Here is a 22,059-nt window from a genome sequence, read left to right as displayed (position 1 = left end):
GTTGGCGGAAAGGTGGTCGTCCCTCAAATTGATGGTGTTCAACGGAGTCGGGCAAGCCCGCTCCTCGCATCATTAGGGGACGACCATGAACCACTATGCCGGAATTGACGTGTCTTTGAAATCCTCGGCGGTCTGCATTGTCGATGGGGCGGGCAAGATCGTTCGGGAAGCGGCAGTCGAGAGTGAGCCGGCAGTCTTGATCGGCTGGTTCAAGCAGTTCGGCATCGAGGTTGAGCGGATCGGTCTGGAGGCAGGGCCGCTGTCGCAATGGCTGTATGCGGCGATGCAGGAGGCGGGTCAGCGGGTCGAACTGCTGGAGACGCGGCACGTGCGTGACGCCTTCAGGGCGATGTCGGTGAAGTCCGACCGCAACGATGCAAGGGGTATTGCCCAGCTGATGCGGCTTGGCTGGTTCCGTCCGGTTCATTGCAAATCGATCGAGGCGCAGGAGATGCGTGCGGTTCTTACGGCACGCAAGCTGCTGCAATCGAAGCTGCACGACGTCGAGAACTGTTTGCGCGGCGTGCTACGGGGCTTCGGCTTGAAGGTCGGCAAGACCACCGATCGCAGCTTCGCGACGCGAATCGAGGCGCTGGTGGCTGGCCATTCGGGACTGACGCTGGTCGTGCAGGCGCTGCTCGAGGCTCATACGGTGCTGCTGCGCGAGTTCAAGAAGCTGGACAAGCAGGTGCAACAGCTCGCGAAGGCCCATCCGCAGGCCAAGCTGTTGATGACCACGCCGGCCGTCGGCCCGATCGTCGCGCTGACCTACATGTTCGCAATCGACGACCCCAAGCGCTTCCGATCCTCCAAGGCGACAGGCGCGCATTTTGGCCTCACGCCGAGACGGTACCAGTCCGGCGAGACCGACTATAGCGGCCGCATCACGAAGGTCGGCGATGCGTCGGTGCGCGAGGCGCTCTATCAGGCGGCGCACATCATGCTGACCAAGCCGGTCAAGAACTGCTCACAGCTGAAGAGCTGGGCGATGCGGGTCGCCAGGCGCGCCGGCCCGCGCAAAGCCAAGGTGGCTCTGCCGCGCAAGCTTGCCGTGATCCTTCACCGCATGCTCGCCGACAACATGCCGTTCAACCCCGCGGCCAAGGCTGCCGCGACCTAGGGGAGCATCGATCGAGTTCTGGGCGGGCCACGACACCAGGCTCTCCCCGAGCAGGGTCCCTTCGCCGGGACGATGGATCCGGTCAGGCCGCCATCCGGGCAGTCGGTTCAAAACCACGCTCTCCGTAGATTGGCCGGCCGGTTCCTCTTACGCAGCCCAACAGGTGGCGGCCATGCGCCGACCCCGTACAGAAGCAAGGGCCCGGCGAGAGGACATGCAGAATTGGGATTGACAAACCAAGGCCCGTTACAGAAGCCCGGATGAGCCGCTCATGCGGGCTACGGACCTCGTCACCGAGACTCGCGCTCGCCCCTCAACCTCTCATTCACCAAGTCTCAACAACCCCCGGCTAGATTTGCCGACATTGGGCCTCGGGGGAGGAGAGAGTGATCGTTTCGACGGCCGCGCGACGTTTCGCGCTGTTTGCATTTGGATTGACCGTGATCGTCGGTGCCGCACGCATTGTGAGCGACGCCGCCATCAGCCCGGCGCATGCCGCCGGCGCCTTTGCCATCGGCCGCTGTGCCGCCTTTGGCCAGGCCTTCGACTATCCGGCCGAGCATCTCGCCAAGGCCGCGGCGCTCAAGCAATGCAAGGGCGAATGCACCGCCGTGACGATGAAGAAGGCCTGTGCGGCGTTCGCCGTCGACCTGACCAATCCCTGCGGTCCACACGGCTATGCGGTCCGGCCGAAGATCTCGGCCTCGCTCAACGACGCGACGCGCGAATGCTACAAATATGGTGGCAAGGAATGCGTGATCCGCGCCTGGGTCTGCGACGCCAAGGGCTGATCCAGGCGCTGCCGGCCGGGGACTATCAAGTTCCACGGCCATCGCTTGCATTGTCGATGCTTCACGCCCGGAATGGCTCGGCTATTCTGGGCGCTTGCGCATATCGAACCCTTGGAAGTGACATGCAATTCGATACGAAGATCGCACTCATCATCCGCAACGACCTTGCGGCCTGGCAGAAGTTGAACGTGGCGGCGTTCCTCGCCAGCGGCATCGCCGCTGCCTTTCCCGAGTGTATCGGCGCGCCCTATGAAGATGGCTCTGCGACGAACTATCACGCGCTGATCGGACAGCCGATTCTCATCTATGGCGCGCCTGATCGCGCGGCGTTGGCGCGAGCTCTGGATCGCGCATTGGCGCGCGAGGTGAAGCCGGCGCTCTACACCGAGGACATGTTCACGACCACGCATGATGAGGCCAACCGGGCGGCCGTGAAGGCGGTGGCGCGGATGGATCTCAACCTGGTGGGACTGGCATTCCGCGCCGAGCGCAAGGTGGTGGACAAGATCGTCGACGGGCTGAAATTTCACGCCTGAGATCGCCGGCCGCACGGTGGCGCTGTCATGAGATTGTTACATGCTGCGCATCAAAGCAGCACCGTCTTTTGATACCGATCAAGACCGCGACAGGTCGGCTTGGATAGTTTGCGCCTCAACATGAGGAGCAGACAGATGCAGACCATGAAAGCCGCCGTCGTCAAAGCCTTCGGCAAGCCGCTCGTCATCGAGGACGTCCCCGTTCCTGTGCCGGGGCCGGGCGAATTGCTGGTGAAGCTGAAAGCCTGCGGCGTGTGTCATACTGATCTTCACGCGGCCTCCGGCGATTGGCCGGTCAAGCCGGTGCCGCCGTTCATTCCTGGCCATGAGGCCGCCGGCGTGGTGGCAGCACTTGGCCCGGGCGTGACTGATTTCAAGATCGGCGACGCCGTCGGCGTGGCGTGGCTGCACGATGCCTGCCTGCGCTGCGAATATTGCGAGACCGGCTGGGAAACGCTGTGCGAGCATCAGCACAACACCGGCTACAGCGTGAATGGCGGCTTTGCGGAATATGTCATCGCCTCGGCGGCCTTCGCGGCGCGCCTGCCGGCGAATGTGAACTTCGCCAAGATCGCGCCGATCCTCTGTGCCGGCGTCACCACCTACAAGGGCCTGAAGGAGACGGATACCCGTCCGGGCGAATGGGTGGTGATTTCCGGCGTCGGCGGTCTTGGTCACGTCGCGATCCAATATGCAAAGGCGATGGGGCTGAAAGCGATCGGTCTCGACATTGCCGAGGACAAGCTGAAGTTGGCGCTGGAGGCAGGCGCCGATCACGCCGTCAACGCGCTGGACAAGGATGCGGTCGAGCGGGTCATCGCCTTCACCGGCGGCGGAGCCCATGGCGTGCTGGTGACGGCGGTGTCGACGCCCGCTTTCGCGCAGGCGCTGAAGATGGTCCGTCGCAAAGGCACGGTCAGTCTGGTGGGGCTGCCGCCGGGTGAGTTCCCGACGCCGATCTTCGATGTCGTGCTCAAGCGCATCACCGTGCGCGGCTCGATCGTCGGCACACGACGCGATCTCGATGAGGCCGTGGCCTTCGCGGCAGAAGGCAAGGTGAAGGCCGAAATCACGACAGCGCCGCTGTCGGAGATCAACACCATCTTCGATCGCATGAAGGCCGGCAAGATCGACGGGCGCGTGGTGCTGGATTTCACCTGAGACGAGGTGCGTGGCCCGGATGCGCTGGCGCCTGCGAAGGCGGAAGCGCATCCGGGCCACTGCCACAGGAGCGTCCTCGTTGACGGGCTCTCGCGACGCGTCATTGCGAGCGCCGTGACGCAATCCAGCTATTGCCGATGTGGAATTGCCGATGGCTTCGCTGCGATCGTGACCCCGCATGGAGGCAAAGTAGCGATCGTCGTCGGCCGTGTGGGCGGCGCGCGTGCAATTGCGCTCGGAGCCAAAGCCGGACCGATCGTGGACATGCCCGATCCGAGGAGGCAGTTCCGCAGCGTTCAAAGCTTCCTTGACAATGACTGACCGGTCAGTCATACATGTTTCATGTCGGACTCCTCACCATCAATCAAGCGGCGGGGGCGCGCTGCGGGTGGCTCCGCCGCCTCGCGCGCCGATCGCGCGGCCGAGCGACGCGCGGCGATCGTCCAGGCGGCGATGGACGAGTTCATCGCCCGCGGCTTTGCGGCGACCCGGCTCGACGACATCGCCAGGCGCGCCGGCGTCGCCAAGGGCACGATCTACCTGCACTTCAAGGACAAGGAATCGATGTTCGAGGAATTGATCCGGACCGCGATCGTGCCCTTCGTCAGCCGTCTCACCACACCGCCGGCGCCGGGCGGCTCGGTGCGCGACATGGTCGAGGCGCTGGCGAAGATGTTCCTTCAGGAGGTCGCGGGCACGCGGCGCGCCGATCTCGTCCGGCTGATCATCGCGGAGGGGCCGCGCTTCCCGGCGATTGCCGACTTCTACTATCGTGAGGTCGTCTCGCGCGGTCTCGCCGCGATGCGCGCGCTGATCCAACTCGCGATCACGCGCGGGGAAATCCGCGAGCCAAACCTCGTCGCGTATCCGCAATTGATGATCGCACCGATGATGGTCGCGGTGCTCTGGAAGAGTCTGTTCGAGCGCCATGCGCCGCTCGATGCGGAAGCGATGCTGCAGACCCATCTCGATCTGATCTTTGGCGCAAGGAGGCCGCAATGAGCCTGCTGCACTGCCTCGCCGTGCTGGTCACGGCCTTCACCTTCAACGGCTGCAAGGAGACGCGCGATCCTGGTTATCAGGGCTGGGTCGAGGCTGACATGATCTTCGTCAGTCCTGACGAGGCGGGGCGCGTGACCAGGCTGAACGTCCGCGAGGGCGACGAGGTCAAGGTCGGCGATCCCCTGTATGCGGTCGACGACGATCTGCAGCAGGCCGATCTCAACCAGACCAAGGCCACGCTCGCCAACGCGCAGCAGACCTATGATCGCGCCGCCGCCTTGAGCAAGACGGGAGCCGGCACGCAGGCCACGCTGGATTCCGCGGTCTCGGCCCTGCGCGTGGCCGAGGCCCATGTCGTGACCTCGCAGACGCGATTGGCGCGGCGCAAGGGCGTTGCGCCCGTCGCCGGGACCATCCAGCAGATCTATTTCCGCGAAGGCGAGATGGTCGCGGCGCAGCGCCCCGTGCTGTCGATCATGCCGCCCGGCAACATGAAGCTGCGCTTCTACGTGCCGGAGACGGAGCTGCCGAAATTCGCCATCGGCGACGAGGTCCGCGTCACCTGCGACAATTGCGCCGCCGATCTCACCGCGCGGGTCTATTTCCTGGCGACGACGGCGGAGTATACGCCGCCGGTCATCTACAGCCTCGATGAGCGCAACAAGCTCGTCTATCTGATCCAGGCCCGGCCATCTCGGCCAGATGCGCTGCGCGTCGGCCAGCCGGTCAGTATCTATCCCAATCCGAAGACCCCGGTGGCGGACCAGCGATGACCGAAGCGGCGGCCGAGATCGCGATCGACGTCAAGGGACTGAGCAAGTCCTTCGACGGCCGCGAGGTTGTGCATGATCTGTCGATGCAGGTGAAGCGGGGATCGATCTATGGCTTTCTCGGTCCGAACGGCTCCGGCAAGACGACGACGATCCGGATGCTGTGCGGGCTGCTGACCCCCGATAGCGGCGAGGGCACCTGTCTCGGCTTCGACATCCGCCGCGATGCCGACAAGATCAAGCGCCGCGTCGGTTACATGACGCAACGTTTCAGCCTCTACCAGGATCTCTCGGTGCGGGAGAATCTCGAATTCGTCGCGCGTCTCTACGGAATGCCGAATCCGCATCAGGTGGCGCGCGACATGGTACAGCGGCTTGGCCTCGGCGGACGCGAGCGGCAGCTCGCCGGCGAATTGTCGGGCGGCTGGAAGCAGCGGCTCGCACTCGGCGCCTGCACCTTGCCGAATCCGCAATTGCTGTTGCTGGACGAGCCCACCGCCGGCGTCGATCCCAAGGCGCGGCGCGACTTCTGGAACGAGATCCATGCGCTGGCGGGCGAGGGGCTGACGGTGCTGGTCTCAACCCACTACATGGACGAGGCCGAACGCTGTCACGAGATCGCCTACATCGCCTATGGCCATCTGTTGGCGCATGGCACGGTCCCCGAGGTGATCGCGCAATCGGCGCTGGCGACATACACGGTCAGCGGCAATGACCTGCGCGACCTCGCGGCCGATCTCGCCGGCAAGCCGGGCATCGACATGGTGGCGCCGTTCGGCACCAGCCTGCATGTCTCAGGGCGCGACCATTCGGCGCTGGAGGCCTCGATCGCGCCCTGGCGCGAGAAGCCGGGATTGCACTGGCAGTCCGCCGCGCCCTCGCTCGAGGACGTCTTCATCGATCTGATGAACCGCTCGCGGGACAATTTCCGATGAAGGGCGCCTCCGTCCAGCATCGCTTCTCCGAGCCGCGCTTCGGCTTCTGGCGCCGGACCTATGCGATGCTGGTCAAGGAGTTCATCCAGCTCAGGCGCGACCGGGTGTCGTTCGCCATGATCGTGATGCTGCCGGTGATGCAGCTGATGCTGTTCGGCTATGCGATCAACACCACGCCGCACCATCTTCCCGCGGCAGTGCTTCTGCAGGAGGACAGCGATCTCGGCCGTTCGATCCTCAAGGCCATGGAGAATACCGCCTATTTCCGCTTCACCCGCGAGGTGCATGACGTTGCCGAGTTCGACGATCTGCTGCTCTCGGGCAAGGTGCTGTTCGGCGTCGAGATCCCGCGCGGCTTCGAGCGCGCGGTCCGCCGCGGCGATCGTCCGGCGCTGCTGGTGGCGGCCGATGCCACCGATCCCGTCGCCGCATCCTCGGCGCTGTCCTCACTCGGCATGATCGTGCAGACCGCGCTGGCGCATGATCTCTACACCGGGGACCCGGTCTCGGCGCCGTTCGAGATCCGGGCTCATGCCCGCTACAACCCAGCCGCGTCGTCGCGGCTCAACATTGTGCCGGGCCTGGTCGGCACCATCCTGACCATGACCATGCTGATCTTCACCGCGCTCTCGGTGACGCGGGAGATCGAGCGCGGCACGATGGAGAGTCTGTTGTCGATGCCGATCACGCCGGTCGAGGTGATGCTGGGTAAGATCATCCCCTACGTGCTGGTCGGCTTCCTGCAGGCCTCGATCATCATCGGCATCGGCGTGTTCCTGTTCGGCGTGCCGGTGATGGGCAGTCTGCTGCTGCTCGCGCTGCTGTCCACGCTGTTCATCGCGACCAATCTCTCGATCGGCTACACGTTCTCCACCTTGGCGCAGAACCAACTGCAGGCGATGCAACTGTCGATGATGTTCTTCCTGCCAAGCATTCTGCTGTCCGGCTTCATGTTCCCGTTTCTGGGCATGCCGCAATGGGCGCAGATCGTCGGTGAATGCCTGCCGCTGACGCACTACCTGCGGATCGTCCGCGCCATCATGCTGAAGGGCTCGACTCTGGCGAACCTGCAGCACGATACGATCGCCCTGTTCGGCCTCATGCTGTTCGCCATGACCGTGGCCGTCCTGCGCTTCCGCCGCACCCTCGATTGAGGCACTATGCCCCGGAGGAGCAGGGGGCGCCGGGGGCATGATTCGGATCCGAGGAATGGCAGAGGCCGCAGGGCCTGCGGACGCGTCGGCCGAGTTCAACGCTGCGCTGATGCGCCAGACGTTGAACACCGAGCTGTTGCGGGTGAAGGCCCTGATCGCGACGGCGCTGATCTTCCTGGCGATATCGGCCGTCACGGACGTCTTCGAGCCGCGGATCGTACAATGGATCTGGCCGAGCACCGTCGGCGTGCTCGCCGTCTACGGGATCATTGCGGCGTTCGTCGCGTTCGAGACGCTCGTCCTGTTCAGGATCAAATCCGACATCCGTCATGGCCGCGACGTGCCGATCGTCTGGCGCTATGTCAGCGTGCTGGTCGAGACGTCGCTGCCGACCTTGGTCCTGATGATGCAGATCGAGGGGATCGGACCGGACAAGGCGCTCGGATTCGGTGCGCCGCTGGTCTACTTCATCTTCATCATTCTTTCGACGCTTCGCCTGGATTTCTGGCTGTCGAGCTTCACGGGCCTGGTCGCGGCGGCGGAATTGCTGACGGTGGCGCTTTTGGACCGGCCGTCGATCGATGTCAGCCAGAATCCCGAGATCTATTATCATGGCGAGCGCAGCTTCATCATTTTCCTGGGTGGCATCCTGGCGGGAGCCGTCGGCGTGCAACTGCGGCGCCAGTTCGCGGCGAGCATCGCGGCCGCCTCAGCGCGCGACCGCGTGACCGATCTGTTTGGTCAGCACGTCTCGCCCCAGGTCGTCGAACGACTGATGAAGGAGGGGACCGCGGAAGCGCGCGACATCCGCGAGGTCGCGGTCATGTTCGTCGATTTCCGCGGCTTCACCGCGGCCTCGCGCTCGAAGACGCCGCAGGAGATCGTCGAGCGGCTCGACGGCGCCTTCGCCGTGCTGGTCGACATCCTCGAGCGCCATGGCGGCATCGTGAACAAGTTTCTCGGCGACGGGTTCCTGGCGCTGTTCGGTGCACCGTTCGAGACCCGCGATGCGGCGCCGCAGGCGGTCGCCGCTGCGCGCGAGATGGTCGAGGCGATGGATCGCGTGAACGTCACATCGTCCTGGCCGCTGCGGATCGGGATCGGCATTCATCTTGGCGAGGTGGTGGCCGGCAGCGTCGGCTCGCCGCGGCGCAAGGAATACACCGTGATCGGCGACACCGTGAACTTCGCCTCGCGGCTGGAAGCGCTCAACAAGGAGTTCGGCTCGCATCTCCTGATCTCGCGCGAGGTGCGGGACGCGGCCGGCGATGGCGCGCGCGATGCGGTCTTCCACGGCGAGGTGGCGGTGCGCGGCTACGACCGCAGGTTCGAGGTCTGGCAATTGCAATGATGAAATAGCTTTCTGGAAAAATCGGGCAACACAACAGGCGGCCGAGCGAGCGTGAAGCGGACCAGCGGAGATCGATTCCAGCGAAACATCACGATTCCTGTCCGCGGCGCGCGGTCGATCCGGGTGGGCACGCGTCATGCCTGTTCGCCGATTTACATCGTCGCGGCTTCGGGCTTAATTGCCGGCAACGAACAGGAAGGACAGGGGGAGACGGCATGATCCGAACTGGGGCGTGGGTGTTGGCGGGATTGAGCCTGGTCGGCACTGCGACGACGGCTCGGGCCGAGGAGGGCGGCTGCAGCAAGGTGACTGCGGAAGCGCTCAACATGCCCGGCCTGACCTTGACCGGATCGAAGCTGCAGGAGGCGGGCGACGGCCTGCCGCGGCACTGCATCCTCTCCGGCAAGGTCAACGAGCGCACGGGTCTCGACGGCCATGCTTATGCGATCCAATTCGAGATCCGCCTGCCCGAAAGCTGGAACGGTCGCTTCCTGCATCAGGTCAATGGCGGCAATGACGGCGTCGTGCTGCCGGCTCTCGGCGACAAGGCGGACGGCTTGGTGAGCGGTGGCGTGACGCCGCTCGCCCGCGGCTTCGCCGTGCTATCCTCCGACAGCGGTCATTCCGGCAACGATCCCGCCAACAAGCCGCGCGGGCTCGCAGCCGGCTCGGCCTTCGGGCTCGATCCGCAGGCGCGGCGCGACTATGGCTATGCCGCCGACATGACACTTGCCCCGATCGCCAAGGCGATCATCGCCGCGCATTACGGCAAGAAGCCCGATTATTCCTACATCGCGGGATGCTCCAATGGCGGGCGTCACACGATGGTGGCGGCCGAGCGCATGCCCGAACAATATGACGGTTTCCTGGTCGGCAATCCCGGCTTCAACCTGCCGCGTGCGGCCGTGCAGCACGCCTGGGACGTGCAGGCGCTGACCAAGGCTGATGCCGACATCCGCAAATCGATCACCCGCGAGGACGCCAAGCTGATCTCGTCCAAGATCATCGAGGCCTGCGACGGGCTCGACGGCGCCAGGGACGGGCTCACGGCAAACCTGAAGGCGTGCCAGAAGACGTTCAGTTTCGACAGCCTGCGCTGTGTGGCCGGCAGCACCGAAGCGTGCCTGCCGTCCGCCAAGGTCGATGCCTTGAAGAAGGTCTTCGCCGGGCCGCAAAATTCGAAGGGCGAGGCGCTCTATTCGGATTGGCCGGTCGATGGCGGCGTCGGCACCGGCAATTGGCGCGCCTGGAAGGTCGAGAGCCCGGTCGCGCCTTGGAACAATCTGCCGATCATCGCCACCATGGGCGGGGCCTCGCTCAACTACATCTTCTCGACGCCGCCGGTCGAGGTCGAAGGCTCGCCCGACAAGCTCGTCGAGAAGCTGCAGAGCTACGACTTCGACAAGGATGCGCCGAAGATCTTCGCGAAGGAAGGGCCGTTCACGGAGTCGGCGATGGAGTTCATGGCGCCGCCTGCGGTCGACAATCCGACCCTGCCGGCGTTCCAGGGCGGTGCGCGCAAGATGCTGATCTATCACGGCCAGGCCGATCCGGTGTTCTCGGTCAACGACACGATTCGCTGGTATGAAAAGCTGAATGCCAATGTGGCGGGCAAGGCCGACGGCTTCGCCCGCTTGTTTGCATTGCCGGGCGAGACGCATTGTGGTGGCGGCGTCACCTTGGAAAAGTTCGACGCGCTCGGCGCGTTGATGGACTGGGTCGAGAAGGGCAAGGCGCCAGAGGCGATCACGGCCTCGGTCAGTGCCGCCAACAAGGAGCTGCCTGCGGGCTGGAGCCCGCAGCGGACGCGGCCTCTGTGCCCGTGGCCGAAATTCGCCAAATATACGGGCGGTGATGTCGAGCAGGCGTCGTCCTTCACCTGCGCCACGGAGTAGGGCGGTGGCGCATCAAACCTGCGGCGCGACCAGATTCTCGACCCGGACCTGATCGCGGTCCTCGATGATCTCCGCAATCCATTGCCGGTGGCAATGGGCATGGTCGCGCTCATAGCACAGCAGGCACACCGGGCCCGCGCTCTTCACAAGCGCGGCCAGCTCGTCCATCTGCTCCCTGGCCTGTGGCGTCTTCAGATGCGCGCTGTAGATCTTGTGCAGCGTGTCGTATTGGCCGCTGCGGGCGGCCTCGCGGCCTTCCTTCGGCGTGCCGAGCCTGCGCAGATGGACATAGGCGATGCCGCGCTCGTCGAGCCCCGCGGCCAGTTGGCTCTTGGAGAAGCCCGGCCGGCGCGACGCCGCCACCGCGCGCACATCGACCAGCAGCTTGACGCCGGCCGCCTGCAACTCGTCGAGCACGGCCTTGGCGGGGGTGTGCTCATAGCCGATCGTGAAGAGAGTTTTGGTCGCGCTCTTGGTCGCCGTCCTGGTCGCAGCCTTGGCCTTGGTCATCATGGTGCACCTCAGCTGACACGTTCGATCAATTCCATCGCGCCGGCCGGCGCGCGCACCTTTCCTTCGTGAATGACATAGGCGAAGACATCGCGCGGCGTCTTGTTCGCCGGCGTGTCGTCGACCCGCGGCAGATCGTCCGGCTCGCCACCCTCGGCCCACATCTGCAGGCGCTTGGCCCAGGCGTCGAGCTGCTTCGGCGGGTAGCACGTCTTCAGCTCGTCATTGCCCTTCTGCAGCCTGACATAGACGAAGTCCCCGGCGACATCGGCGATCGCGGGATATTTGCCGTGCTCGGCGAACACGACCGGCGTTGCAAACTCGCGCAACAATTTCACGAAGCCGGGCACGCAGAAACTGTCGTGCCGGACCTCGACGACATGGCGCAGCTGACGGCCGTCGAGCTCACGCGGCAGGAGCTCCAGAAACTTGCCGAAATCGGCCTCGTCGAACTTCTTGGTCGGCGCGAACTGCCACAACACCGGGCCGAGCCGGTCGCCGAGTTCGAGCACGCCGGTGTCGTAGAAGCGCTTCACGGAATCGCCGGCCTCGGCGAGCACGCGGCGGTTGGTGGCGAAGCGCGGCCCCTTGAGCGAGAAAATGAAGCCGTCGGGCACCTCGCGCGCCCATTTGCGAAAGCTCTCCGGCTTCTGCGAGCCGTAATAGGTGCCGTTGATCTCGATCGATGTCAGTTGCGACGCCGCATACTCCAGCTCCTTCGATTGCGGCAGCCTGTCCGGATAGAACACGCCGCGCCAGGGCGCGAAGGTCCAGCCGCCGATGCCGATATAGATGTGGCTTTTGGGATGCGCTGCGCGTGCAGGAGCTTTGCTCACGACCGGTTCCAATGCTGATGCGAAGGGGACGACTGCGACACTAGTCAAGCCGATCGGTTCTGGCCAGTTCGACGCCGCGCGCTGGCACTCTTCCAGCCGCCGAAAGGCTCGTGTATCCAGGGAACAGGGCCGGGTGAGGAGATCAGCACATGAGAGCAGAATCGGTTGGTGGCGCGCTGGGCGCGATTGTTGCAGCCGCCGTGCTTGCGGCCGCGTTCTATTATGTTCCCGTTGGGCCGATGGCGCGCCCGGTCCAGCCCGCCAGGGTCGAGGTGCCGCCGACGCAGGTGCAGACGGTTCCGGTGGCGCCGGCGCCGCGTGGACCTGTCGTCCGCGAGGTTCCGAACTAGGCCGTTTCGGCCCTTGCAATCCGGCCGGGGCACCCCATCTAGAGAGAGACGGTGACGTCGAGCTTTGGGGCTCCGGCACCGAGACGACCACGGCAGAGCGGTTGCGCCGGATGTACGCGCGCCCTTTGATTGTGGTCGTTGGCATTTGTGGCGCCCGCATTGGGGCGGTGCAAGGCGGCACCACAGGCCGGTCTTTTGCACCTCCCGTCGGCTGTAGCGCTTGGCAGTGTGGGATGCGGCAGATATACGCATCCGCACCATGAACGAAGCCCTCAGACCGGCCCCGCCTGTGTCGCCGCAACCCTCTGATATTCCGATCGTTTCGGTGGTCGTCCCGACCTTCAATGAGCGCGACAATGTCACCACGCTGTACCGGCGGCTGGAGACGGCGTTCAAGGATGTTCCCTGGGAGGTCGTGTTCGTCGACGATAATTCCCCGGACGGGACCTGGCAGGTGGTGCGTGACTTGTCGCGCAATGACCCCCGTGTGCGCTGTATCCGCCGCATCGGCCGCCGCGGCCTGTCCGGCGCCTGCATCGAGGGCATTCTTGCCGCCAGCGCGCCGTTCGCGGCGGTGATCGACGCCGACCTGCAGCATGACGAGACCCAACTGCCGAAGATGCTGGCGCTGCTTCAGAGTGGCGCGGCCGAACTGGTCGTCGGCAGCCGCTATATCGAGGGCGGCAGTGCCGCGAGCTTCGACAGCAAGCGGGCCGGGGCCAGCGCCTTCGCCACCGAGATCGCGCGGCGCGCGCTCAAGGTCGAGGTCAACGATCCCATGAGCGGCTTCTTCATGATCCGCCGCGATCGCTTCGAGGAGATCGCGCCGAAGCTGTCGACGCAAGGGTTCAAGATCCTGCTCGACATCATCGCCAGCGCCGAGGGCGGCCTGCGCACCGTCGAGGTGCCCTATACGTTCGGCTCGCGCCTGCATGGCGAGAGCAAGCTCGATTCCATGGTCGCGCTCGACTTCCTCGGTCTCGTCCTTGCCAAGATGACCAACGACGTGGTGTCGCTGCGCTTCCTGCTGTTCGCGATGGTCGGCGGCACCGGCCTGGTCGTGCATCTCGCCACGCTGTTTCTCGGTCTCAATCTGTTCGACCTGCCGTTCGCGGAAGCGCAGGCGCTCGGTGCTTTCGTCGCGATGACCTCGAACTTCATCCTCAACAACTTCCTCACCTATCGGGACCAGCGGCTGAAGGGTCTCGCCATCCTGCGCGGCCTGCTGATGTTCTATCTGGTCTGCTCGGTCGGCCTGCTCGCCAATGTCGGTGTCGCCTTCTCGGTCTATGATCAGGAGCCGATCTGGTGGCTGGCGGGCGCGGCCGGCGCGCTGATGGGCGTGGTCTGGAATTACGCCATCTCCGGACTGTTCGTCTGGCGCAAGCGATGACTCCTGCGGCAGGCGCCGACGACGCCCGCTTCGTCCGTAATGTCTGGCTGACCGTTGCGGGCCTCGTCGTGCTCCGGTTGATCGCCGCAGCGGTCACGCCGATCACCTTCGACGAAGCCTATTACTGGATGTGGTCGAAGCATCTGGCGGGCGGCTATTACGACCACCCGCCGATGGTCGCATGGGTGATCCGGCTCGGCACACTGCTCGCCGGCGACCGCGAGCTTGGCGTGCGCCTGGTCTCGGTCCTGCTCGGTCTGCCGATGACCTACGCGGTCTATCGCAGTGCTGAGATCCTGTTCGGCAGCGTGCGGGCGGCCGCGACTGCGGCGCTGTTGCTCAACGTCACCTTGATGGCGGCGGTCGGCACCCTGATCGTCACGCCCGATGCGCCGCTGCTGGTGGCATCGAGCTTCGTGCTGTTCTTCTGCGCCAAGGTCCTGGAGACCGGCAGGGGCGTCTGGTGGCTCGCCGTCGGTGCGGCGGTCGGCGCGGCGCTGCTGTCGAAATACACCGCGATGTTCTTCGGCGCGGCCATCCTGATCTGGCTTGTGGCGGTGCCGAAGCTGCGGCCCTGGCTGGCGTCGCCCTGGCCCTATCTCGGCGGCCTCTTGGCGTTTGCGATCTTCTCGCCGGTGATCCTGTGGAATGCCGATCATCAATGGGTGTCGTTCATCAAGCAGCTCGGCCGTGCCCGGATCGAGGACTTCCGTCCCGTCTACATCGCTGAGCTGATCCCGACCCAGTTCGCCTTCGCAACGCCGCTGGTCTTCATTCTCGGCGTCATGGGGCTGTATGGACTCGCGCGGCGCCGGGCAGGCGAGGCGCCTGCGCGCGTGCTGGTCGAAGCCATGGTCTGGCTCATCGTGGCCTATTTCTGCTGGCATTCGCTGCATGCCAGGGTCGAGGCGAACTGGTTCGCGCCGATCTATCCGGCGTTCGTCGTGGCGGCGGCCGCCGCCGCGCACCTCGTCGTCTGGCACCCGCGCGAGCAGCGCACCGTGGCGTTCTGCCTGCGCTGGGCCGCGCCCGCCGGCATCGTGATGTTCGTCGCGCTGATCGTGCAGGCCAATACCGGCTGGCTGTCAGGCTACCGGCGCGATGCGACCGTGCGCAGCGTCGGTGTCGGCTGGCAGCCGCTGGCCGCCGCGGTCGAGGACGCGCGCAAGCGCGCCGGCGCGTCCTGCGTGCTGGCGATGGATTATGGCACCACGGCGTGGCTGTCGTTCTATCTCCCGAAGGGCACCTGCGTGCTGCAGCCGATCCAGCGCATCCGCTGGGTGAATTTTCCGGAGCCCGATCCGCGACAGCTTTCAGGCACGCAATTGTTCGTCGATGAGGCGCAGATCGGCCTGCGGTTCTACGTCACCGAGACCTTCGCCGCGATTGCCAAGATCGGCGAAGCCGAACGCCGGCGCGGCCCGCTGACGATCGAGACCTACGCATTCTATGCGGTCAGCCGGCCGCAGCGCGAGGTCCTCGACCGCACGCCGCCGCCGGAGCTGCAGCGCTGACCTGCCTCAAGCCTGCTGCGGAATGATGTCGGGCAGCGCCTTGTCCTGCCCATGGATCGCGACCATGTTGATGCCGGCGTCGACGATTCTGTAGCCGCGGCGATCGAGCCATTGCCGCAGCGCCTCCGCATCGGTCTTGATCTTCTCGATCAGCATGATCGGCGCGCAGTGCTCGATCGTCGCCGCAGCACCTTCGAGTGCCTCGAGCTCCATGCCCTCGACATCGAGCTTGATCAGGTCGCAGCGCGGCAGGTTGAAATCGTCGAGCGGAAGCCTGCGCACCTGCACGGTGTCGTTGGCGTAGTCGATGGCCTGGCCGATGAATTCGGTATTGGGACGTTGGCGGAGCTCGAGGCTGCCGAAGCTCGATGGCGTCAGATAGTTCGGGCTGGGGATGTCGAGCACGCCGCCCTCCGAGGACACTGCCGCGTGGATGGCGATCGCGTTGAAGCAGTTGTTGATCGCGATGTTGCCGGCGAGCGCGTAGTAGATGCGCTCCTGTGCCTCGATCGAGAGCACCGATCCCCAGCCGGTCATCGCCTTCGCCCATTCGACGGTGTGGACGCCGATATTGGCGCCACAATCGATCGCGACCGCGCCATCACCATAATGACGACGACGCACGCCGAGCATGCGGACCGCGAGCTGGATCTCGGCGGGATCGAAGGCGCCGGTCTCGAGCATCTGATAGCCGACGCCGTAGCCTCGGTTGGCGTCGACCATGCGATAGTCGAGCCGGTTGACGATCATGGTGCCGTGATTGGTGGCGGCGAGCACAAAGGCAAGCTTGCGGTCGGCGGTCTGCATGAGGGCCTCTTCAATGGTCGCGGCAGGGGCGGACGCAATACGATTGCCGACGGAATGTTGTTGGGAATCGTTCACTACCATATTGCCGCGGCTGGTCGCAGCTCCGGGACTCCGGATTGTTACGGATGGTCCCCCGCGCGGCCGTCGTCGTCATGGCTCCGCGACTGTCGCCGCTTGTCGAGAGCCGATCGCTGGTGTCCGCCGCGCTGGCTCATTGGTTAACGAGACCGGTGGCTTCTGATGAATGCTCTGGGACAGAAAACAGCCGCGACTCCGCAATTGTCCGGGCGGTTTTCTGGGGGCTCACGGTCGTTTTGCCCTGTTTCTGCCCTGTTTTCCGGCAAAACAACCCTTCATGGTTAACTCGCCCCTAATTCGCCAAAACTTAATCAGCATTTAACTAAAAGTCGCCTTAATGAAGCTCTGTGCTTCTGCGAGATGCAAGTGGTAACCCGCGACGCATCGAGCCGAATAGTCAAGTCTTCGTTCGGGCGTGAGTGATGAGTAACAGTCGAGCTGCGTTGGCCGCACGAAACCGCAGGAAGTCCTCCCTGACAGCGTTCTCTCACAAATTGATCGGTGGCGCGGCAATCGCATGCCTGATCGGGGGCTGCGCTGTGACGGTCTACACCAAGATCATCGCGGCCGATGCCTATCCGACCTTGGGCAGTATCGAGCAGGATGAGCCGGTCGTGCGTCCGGCGCCACGGCTGGCCACGCGCAGCGCGTCGGATGCCGTCAGCGACGCGTTCTCCGCCTTCCCGCAATCGGCGCCGGTGACCAGCGTCGCAGCGATCACTCCGCAGATGTTCAACGACCGCTTTGGCGCGGCCGTGCCACAGGGTGTCGCCTCCAATGCAGCCGCTGGCGCGCCGCCGCTGCCGAAGTTCGCCGAGGCCGCCCCGCTTCAGCCTGAGACAAAGCAAGCTGAGACAAAGCAAGCTGAGACAAAGCAAGCGGAGACCAAGCAGGCAGAGACGAAGCCGGCCGAGCCCGCCAAGGTCGCCGAGGCCCCGAAGAAGGACGCCCGCCCGCCGATGCGGCTGGCGCTCGCCAACACCAATGCCAAGCCGACGGCTCAGCCGCAGGCCGCCACGCCTGCCCAGGCAGCCGAGGCCAATGGGCCAAAGGACGGCTTCTCGCTGCGGGCGATGACCGAGCGCGCGAAGGCCGCGGTGCTGTCGATCGCCGGCGAGCGGCATTCGATCCAGGAGAAGCTCTGGGGCAAGCCGGAGACCCAGGATGGCGGTCTGCTGGCCTATGCCTCGGCTGATTCCAACATCACCGCGACGATGGCCAAGGACCCCACCAGAGGCGGCCGTCCGCCTTATGATCTGAGCACCGCGGTCTATGACATCTCGGCCAAGGCGGTGTACCTGCCGGACGGCACCAAGCTCGAGGCGCATTCGGGCCTGGGCGATAACCTCGACAATCCGCACTCGGAAAAGATCAAGATGCGCGGCGTCACGCCGCCGCACATCTATGAGCTCAAGCCGCGCGAGGCGCTGTTCCATGGCGTGCCGGCGCTGCGGCTGAACCCGATCGGCGGCGAGGACGCCATCCATGGCCGTAACGGCCTGCTGGCGCATACCTTCATGCTCGGACCGAACGGTGACTCCAACGGCTGCGTGTCGTTCCGCGACTACTACGCCTTCCTCGATGCCTACAAGAACAAGGGCATCCGCAAGCTCGCCGTCCTCGCCCGCATCGACTGAGCGCACACGCGTTCTTCGGTCGGCATTCCGTGACGGGCCAAAGCGCGCGGGCTCTCGACGGGGTGTGGGACTTTGACGCGACGCCAGTCGCGTCGGCGACGCTTATCAGGAACAGTGCTGGGGAGGGGAGTGTCGGCGCCGGACAGATGTCGCGGCGGCGTTGTGATTCGCCTGCAGCTTGACGGCTTCAAAGAAATCTGCGCATAGCTCTGCCCCATCGCAATGACCGCCGACATTGTCGGCGCGCTCTTGAGGACCACGACCGTGTTGAGCCTACGCTCACATCTCGCGAACGCCGCCACCAACGAACGACCGTTTAATCGGTCGGGCGATTGGTCGGGCATGCGTGTCGCCTGTCAAGGTCCGAAAGGTCTGTTGACGGTCCTGACCTGGTCGGGACCCCGGATTCCAACAAGAGCATAACAGCGGCGGGACCTCACCCTCCGCACCATCGAGCGGAGGGTCCGATGACCCGGACAAGCAGCGAACACATCGACACTTGCGACATTGCGCGCCTGCTGGCTTCGCCGGTGGCGACAGCCTTCGTGCGCATCGTGATGTCGTGCCGCGGCGTCACCGAGGCACGCGCCCGGCAGATCTATCTCGACTACATCAACCGGGTCGGGCCCGCCGGCGCGCCGTCGGCGCCCGACTGATCGCTCGCGTCCGGACCGTCATCCGCGCGCCAACGAATCTCGTTACGGTTCAATGCAAAGGAGGTCGACGATGTCAGTGCCTCATCCAGCTCTCGTTCTCAACGCCGACTTCCAGCCGCTGAGCTACTTCCCGCTCTCGGTGTTCAGCTGGGAAGACGCGATCAAGGCTGTCGTCAGCGAATCTCACGTCGTCGTCGCGGAATACGATCGCGTCGTTCGCAGCCCGAGCGTCACGATGCGGCTGCCGTCGGTGATCGCGCTGCGCGATTATGTCAGGCCGGCGATGCGCGTGCCGTTCACGCGCTTCAACGTCTTCCTGCGCGATCGCTTCACGTGCCAATATTGCGGCGGCCGTTATCTCCATGGCGAGCTGACGTTCGATCACGTGGTGCCGCGCGCCGATGGCGGCGAGACATCGTGGACCAACATCGTTGCCGCCTGCAGTCCCTGTAACGCGCGCAAGGACCGGCGCCACCTTAAGCCGCGGCGGCCGCCGTTCGAGCCGACGCGGCACGAGCTGATGGCAGCACAGCGCCTGTTCCCGCCGCGATTCCTGCACGACACCTGGCAGGACTATCTGTACTGGGACGCGGAGCTGGAGCGGTGACCGCCGCGTAGCCCGGATCAGCCCACGCCGCCGACCGAAAGCGGCGGTGTGGGCGACATCCGGGGTCTCACGCGGCGCGCGTGTGAGCCCGTATGTCGCTGCGCTGATGCGGGCTACGGGGCGCATGCCATCCCGCGATCGTGGATGGTGAATGGTTCTAATTCGTCAGATGATGGAGCGGATTGGCATCGCCGTAAATTCGGTCTCATTATTTCGGATGAACCCGCTACGCGGCTGCCCCCGGAATCCATAACCACAATCGCTTGTGATGTGCGCCGACGATGCCACATCGGCACGATGAAACGTCCGCCACGCGCGTCTCAGTTTACAAACTCAATAATTCCTGTAAGAGCACGCGCCAATATTCGTCAGCGGACATCCGCAGTGAGAGAGCCATGCCGAACCTGAACGCAGGACTGATACAGACCATCGCGCTGCCGCATTGCGGCCGCCGTGATCTGTTCGTGCGCGTGCCGGCGGTCTCCGCAAGCGCCGCGCTGCTACGCACCGATCAACCAGCAGCATAATTGAGGCAGCGGTCCGTCCCTCTGCCTTCGAGGCCAGAGAGACGATCCACTGGACGACCTCCCTTCGCGGGACAGCATCCTCAAAATCATCTCTCTGCATAATTGGTCATCCGGCCCCGGGGCCGTGTGACGTCAATCGCGGCGGCGCCTGTTGGCGTTGTCGTGTCATGCATGAACGAGACGAGGAGGATCCGATGCGAGCCGATCCCTACAAAGACCGTGCGCGAGAGCTGGCCATCGAGGCCGGGCTCGATCCGGATGCGCGGATCGAGCGGCCCGGGCAGCGCGCGATGCCGTTGTGGTGCACGTTCCGCGACGCCGCGCGCAAGGAGCAGCTCGCGCGCGAGGCCAAGGCGCTGGCCGATACGGTCGCGAGCCGGCCGCAGGCGGCGCAGTATCAGAACAGCCCGCTGAAGGTGTTCGGGAGCCACGAGGAGGCAACCATCGCGCAGATGAAGAACTGCATGAGCGTCGGCAATGCTGTCGCCGGCGTGATCTGTGCCGACGGTCACCTCGGCTACGCCCAGCCGGTCGGCGGCGTGATCGCCTATGAGAAGCAGATCAGCATCTCCGGCGTCGGCTTCGACATCGGCTGCGGCAACATGGCGGTGCGGCTCGACACGCAGTTCACCGCGATCGAGGACAAGGTCGGCACGATCATCAAGGACGTGTCGAAGGTGATCTCGTTCGGCGTTGGCCGCAAGAATGCTGAGCGTGTCGAGCACGAGCTGTTCGACGATGCCGATGCCTGGCGGGAGTCCGACATGGACGCCTACCGGCAGAAGGCGGTGGCGCAGCTCGGAACGGTCGGCTCGGGCAACCACTATGTCGATCTGATGCGCGACGAGAAAGGCTTCGTCTGGGTCGGCGTGCATTTCGGCAGCCGTGGCCTCGGCCACACTTCGGCGACGCGCTACCTCAAGGCCGCCGGCGGCAAGGACGGCATGAACGTGCCGCCCGCCGTCGTCGACGAGGAGTCGGAGATCGGGCAGCGCTACATCGCCGCAATGCAGCTCGCCGGGCGCTATGCCTATGCGGGCCGCGAGTGGGTGGTGGAGCGCGTGCGCCAGATCATCGGCGGCGCGGTCACCGACAGCGTGCACAACCACCATAACTACGCCTGGCGTGAGACCCACGACGGGCGTGATCTGTGGGTGGTGCGCAAGGGCGCCACGCCGGCCTTTCCGGGCCAGCGCGGCTTCGTCGGCGGCTCGATGGGCGACGACGCGGTCATCATCGAGGGCGTCGAGTCGGAGGAGGCGAAAGCCTCGCTGTACTCGACGGTGCACGGTGCTGGCCGTCTGTTCGGACGGCGCGAGGCGAAGCGCCGCTTCACGCGTGTGGAGATGGACGAATGGCTGCAGAGCCGCGGCGTCACCCTGATCGGCGCCGACCTCGACGAGAGCCCGATGGCCTATCGCCGTCTGCCCGAGGTGCTGGCCGAGCACGCCGGCTCGGTGAAGGTCGTGCACACGCTGCAGCCGTTCGCCGTGGTGATGGCCGGCGAGGGCGAGTTCGATCCGTTCAAGGATTGAATGGATCCAAGTAGCCCGCGTAGCCCGCATGAGCGCAAGCGACATGCGGCTTCACCGACGCGGCGCGTGAGACCCCGGATGTCGCCTCCGCCTGCGCCCTGAAGCGCGCAAGCGGAGGCTCATCCGGGCTACGCAACTACGATGTGTTGTGAAGAGGATACGATCATGACCGAGCTGACCTGGCGCGTCGAGAACATCGAGACGATTGCGAATTTCCTCTCGGCGGCAGAGTGCGACGACTATGTAAGCTGGGGCGAGGCCATCGGCTTCAAGGACGCGCCGATCTCGACCTCCATGGGCATGATCATGGCGAAGGACGTGCGCAACAACGAGCGGGTCATGGTCGACGATCGCGACCGTACGCAGGCGCTGTATCAGCGGCTCGCCGGCCACCTCGCACCGTCCTTCCAGCACCGCTGGCAGCCGGTCGGGTTGAACGAACGGCTGCGGCTGTATCGCTACGATGTCGGACAGAAGTTCGACTGGCACCGCGACGGTCATTTCGCGCGCGACAATGGCGAGCGCAGCCAGTTCACCTTCCTGATCTATCTCAACGACGATTTCGAAGGCGGCGCGACGTCGTTCTGCGACGACACCGGCCTGATGCCGGATGGTCCGCTGCGGGTGACACCGGAGAAGGGGATGGCGCTGCTGTTCCATCACCCCATCATGCATCGTGGCGATCGGGTCACACGGGGACGCAAATACGTCCTGCGGACCGACGTGATGTATCGGCGGATAAAGTAGGAAGACGCCATCGGATACATGAGCAGCCGCGGACGGCGCATGAACGCGGTCGCCGCCTGCGGCAGCCCATGGGATGGGCCGCATAGGTTGAAGCGTAAACAGGCCGAGCCGATGAAGACGACGCGCCCTGGAGGAAGCAACGAGACG

22 protein-coding genes are annotated in these 22,059 nt (G+C 64.9%); 19 read left to right on the top strand and 3 right to left on the bottom strand.

Annotated features, from left to right (window positions below):
• Positions 1-85: 85 nt before the first annotated feature.
• From BBTA_RS24845 to BBTA_RS24795, 10 genes are all read left to right on the top strand, one after another.
• Entirely contained in the window at positions 86-1,120 is a 1,035-nt protein-coding gene (locus BBTA_RS24845; protein ID WP_012045257.1) for an IS110 family transposase, read from the top strand.
• A gap of 386 nt (positions 1,121-1,506) precedes the next feature.
• Positions 1,507-1,911 (top strand): DUF4189 domain-containing protein, encoded by a 405-nt coding sequence (locus BBTA_RS24840; protein WP_041750876.1) that lies wholly within the window; start codon positions 1,507-1,509, stop codon positions 1,909-1,911.
• A gap of 122 nt (positions 1,912-2,033) precedes the next feature.
• Positions 2,034-2,447 (top strand): DUF2000 family protein, encoded by a 414-nt coding sequence (locus BBTA_RS24835; RefSeq protein ID WP_012045255.1) that lies wholly within the window; start codon positions 2,034-2,036, stop codon positions 2,445-2,447.
• 135 nt (positions 2,448-2,582) lie between these two features.
• Positions 2,583-3,608, top strand: coding sequence for an alcohol dehydrogenase AdhP (adhP, locus tag BBTA_RS24830; RefSeq protein ID WP_012045254.1), 1,026 nt, complete (start codon positions 2,583-2,585; stop codon positions 3,606-3,608).
• A gap of 342 nt (positions 3,609-3,950) precedes the next feature.
• Positions 3,951-4,610 carry a TetR/AcrR family transcriptional regulator gene (locus BBTA_RS24820; protein WP_012045253.1) on the top strand — a complete coding sequence of 220 codons (660 nt, stop codon included), beginning with the start codon at positions 3,951-3,953 and terminating at the stop codon, positions 4,608-4,610.
• Complete coding sequence (locus BBTA_RS24815; RefSeq protein WP_012045252.1) at positions 4,607-5,383, top strand: HlyD family secretion protein; 777 nt, start codon at positions 4,607-4,609, stop codon at positions 5,381-5,383. The genes BBTA_RS24820 and BBTA_RS24815 overlap by 4 nt, the downstream gene beginning before the upstream one ends.
• Positions 5,380-6,315, top strand: a complete 936-nt coding sequence (locus BBTA_RS24810) for an ABC transporter ATP-binding protein (RefSeq protein ID WP_012045251.1) — start codon at positions 5,380-5,382, stop codon at positions 6,313-6,315. Before BBTA_RS24815 ends, BBTA_RS24810 begins: the two co-directional genes overlap by 4 nt.
• Positions 6,312-7,469, top strand: a complete 1,158-nt coding sequence (locus tag BBTA_RS24805) for an ABC transporter permease (protein WP_012045250.1) — start codon at positions 6,312-6,314, stop codon at positions 7,467-7,469. The genes BBTA_RS24810 and BBTA_RS24805 overlap by 4 nt, the downstream gene beginning before the upstream one ends.
• A gap of 55 nt (positions 7,470-7,524) precedes the next feature.
• On the top strand, positions 7,525-8,820 hold the full coding sequence (locus BBTA_RS24800) for an adenylate/guanylate cyclase domain-containing protein (protein WP_012045249.1): 1,296 nt from the start codon (positions 7,525-7,527) through the stop codon (positions 8,818-8,820).
• A 215-nt stretch (positions 8,821-9,035) separates the two neighbouring features.
• Entirely contained in the window at positions 9,036-10,715 is a 1,680-nt protein-coding gene (locus BBTA_RS24795) for a tannase/feruloyl esterase family alpha/beta hydrolase (protein ID WP_012045248.1), read from the top strand.
• A gap of 12 nt (positions 10,716-10,727) precedes the next feature.
• Here the strand turns inward: BBTA_RS24795 and BBTA_RS24790 are convergent, their stop codons facing one another.
• Entirely contained in the window at positions 10,728-11,228 is a 501-nt protein-coding gene (locus BBTA_RS24790; RefSeq protein WP_012045247.1) for a DUF488 family protein, read from the bottom strand.
• Positions 11,229-11,236: 8 nt separating this feature from the next.
• On the bottom strand, positions 11,237-12,061 hold the full coding sequence (locus BBTA_RS24785) for a DUF72 domain-containing protein (protein WP_012045246.1): 825 nt from the start codon (positions 12,059-12,061) through the stop codon (positions 11,237-11,239).
• 149 nt (positions 12,062-12,210) lie between these two features.
• Here BBTA_RS24785 and BBTA_RS24780 point away from each other — a divergent pair, with 149 nt between their 5' ends.
• The 3 genes from BBTA_RS24780 (at position 12,211) to BBTA_RS24770 (ending at position 15,318) form a co-directional block, all read left to right on the top strand.
• Positions 12,211-12,411: a hypothetical protein gene (locus BBTA_RS24780; RefSeq protein ID WP_012045245.1), complete on the top strand. Its 201-nt coding sequence runs from the start codon at positions 12,211-12,213 to the stop codon at positions 12,409-12,411.
• A 259-nt stretch (positions 12,412-12,670) separates the two neighbouring features.
• On the top strand, positions 12,671-13,804 hold the full coding sequence (locus tag BBTA_RS24775; protein WP_012045244.1) for a glycosyltransferase family 2 protein: 1,134 nt from the start codon (positions 12,671-12,673) through the stop codon (positions 13,802-13,804).
• A complete protein-coding gene (locus BBTA_RS24770; RefSeq protein WP_012045243.1) occupies positions 13,801-15,318 on the top strand; it encodes a glycosyltransferase family 39 protein in 1,518 nt (505 codons plus the stop codon). Before BBTA_RS24775 ends, BBTA_RS24770 begins: the two co-directional genes overlap by 4 nt.
• 6 nt (positions 15,319-15,324) lie before the next feature.
• Here BBTA_RS24770 and BBTA_RS24765 read toward each other — a convergent pair whose 3' ends face one another.
• Positions 15,325-16,125, bottom strand: coding sequence for an FkbM family methyltransferase (locus tag BBTA_RS24765; protein ID WP_012045242.1), 801 nt, complete (start codon positions 16,123-16,125; stop codon positions 15,325-15,327).
• A gap of 500 nt (positions 16,126-16,625) precedes the next feature.
• Between BBTA_RS24765 and BBTA_RS24760 the strand changes: the two genes are divergently transcribed.
• The 6 genes from BBTA_RS24760 to BBTA_RS24740 all read left to right on the top strand — a co-directional run bounded on the left by BBTA_RS24760 (position 16,626) and on the right by BBTA_RS24740 (position 21,912).
• A complete protein-coding gene (locus BBTA_RS24760; protein ID WP_012045241.1) occupies positions 16,626-17,840 on the top strand; it encodes a DUF2778 domain-containing protein in 1,215 nt (404 codons plus the stop codon).
• A 467-nt stretch (positions 17,841-18,307) separates the two neighbouring features.
• Complete coding sequence (locus tag BBTA_RS24755; RefSeq protein WP_041750873.1) at positions 18,308-18,496, top strand: hypothetical protein; 189 nt, start codon at positions 18,308-18,310, stop codon at positions 18,494-18,496.
• Between the two features lie 70 nt (positions 18,497-18,566).
• A complete protein-coding gene (locus BBTA_RS24750; RefSeq protein WP_012045240.1) occupies positions 18,567-19,103 on the top strand; it encodes an HNH endonuclease in 537 nt (178 codons plus the stop codon).
• A 395-nt stretch (positions 19,104-19,498) separates the two neighbouring features.
• On the top strand, positions 19,499-19,630 hold the full coding sequence (locus BBTA_RS41665; RefSeq protein WP_256374668.1) for a hypothetical protein: 132 nt from the start codon (positions 19,499-19,501) through the stop codon (positions 19,628-19,630).
• A gap of 194 nt (positions 19,631-19,824) precedes the next feature.
• Positions 19,825-21,165 carry an RtcB family protein gene (locus BBTA_RS24745; RefSeq protein WP_012045239.1) on the top strand — a complete coding sequence of 447 codons (1,341 nt, stop codon included), beginning with the start codon at positions 19,825-19,827 and terminating at the stop codon, positions 21,163-21,165.
• 165 nt (positions 21,166-21,330) lie between these two features.
• Complete coding sequence (locus BBTA_RS24740) at positions 21,331-21,912, top strand: 2OG-Fe(II) oxygenase (protein ID WP_012045238.1); 582 nt, start codon at positions 21,331-21,333, stop codon at positions 21,910-21,912.
• Positions 21,913-22,059 lie beyond the last annotated feature (147 nt).

Source organism: Bradyrhizobium sp. BTAi1 (genome assembly GCF_000015165.1).
Classification (GTDB): Bacteria; Pseudomonadota; Alphaproteobacteria; order Rhizobiales; family Xanthobacteraceae; genus Bradyrhizobium; species Bradyrhizobium denitrificans.
This window is presented reverse-complemented; position numbering and strand designations above follow the sequence as displayed.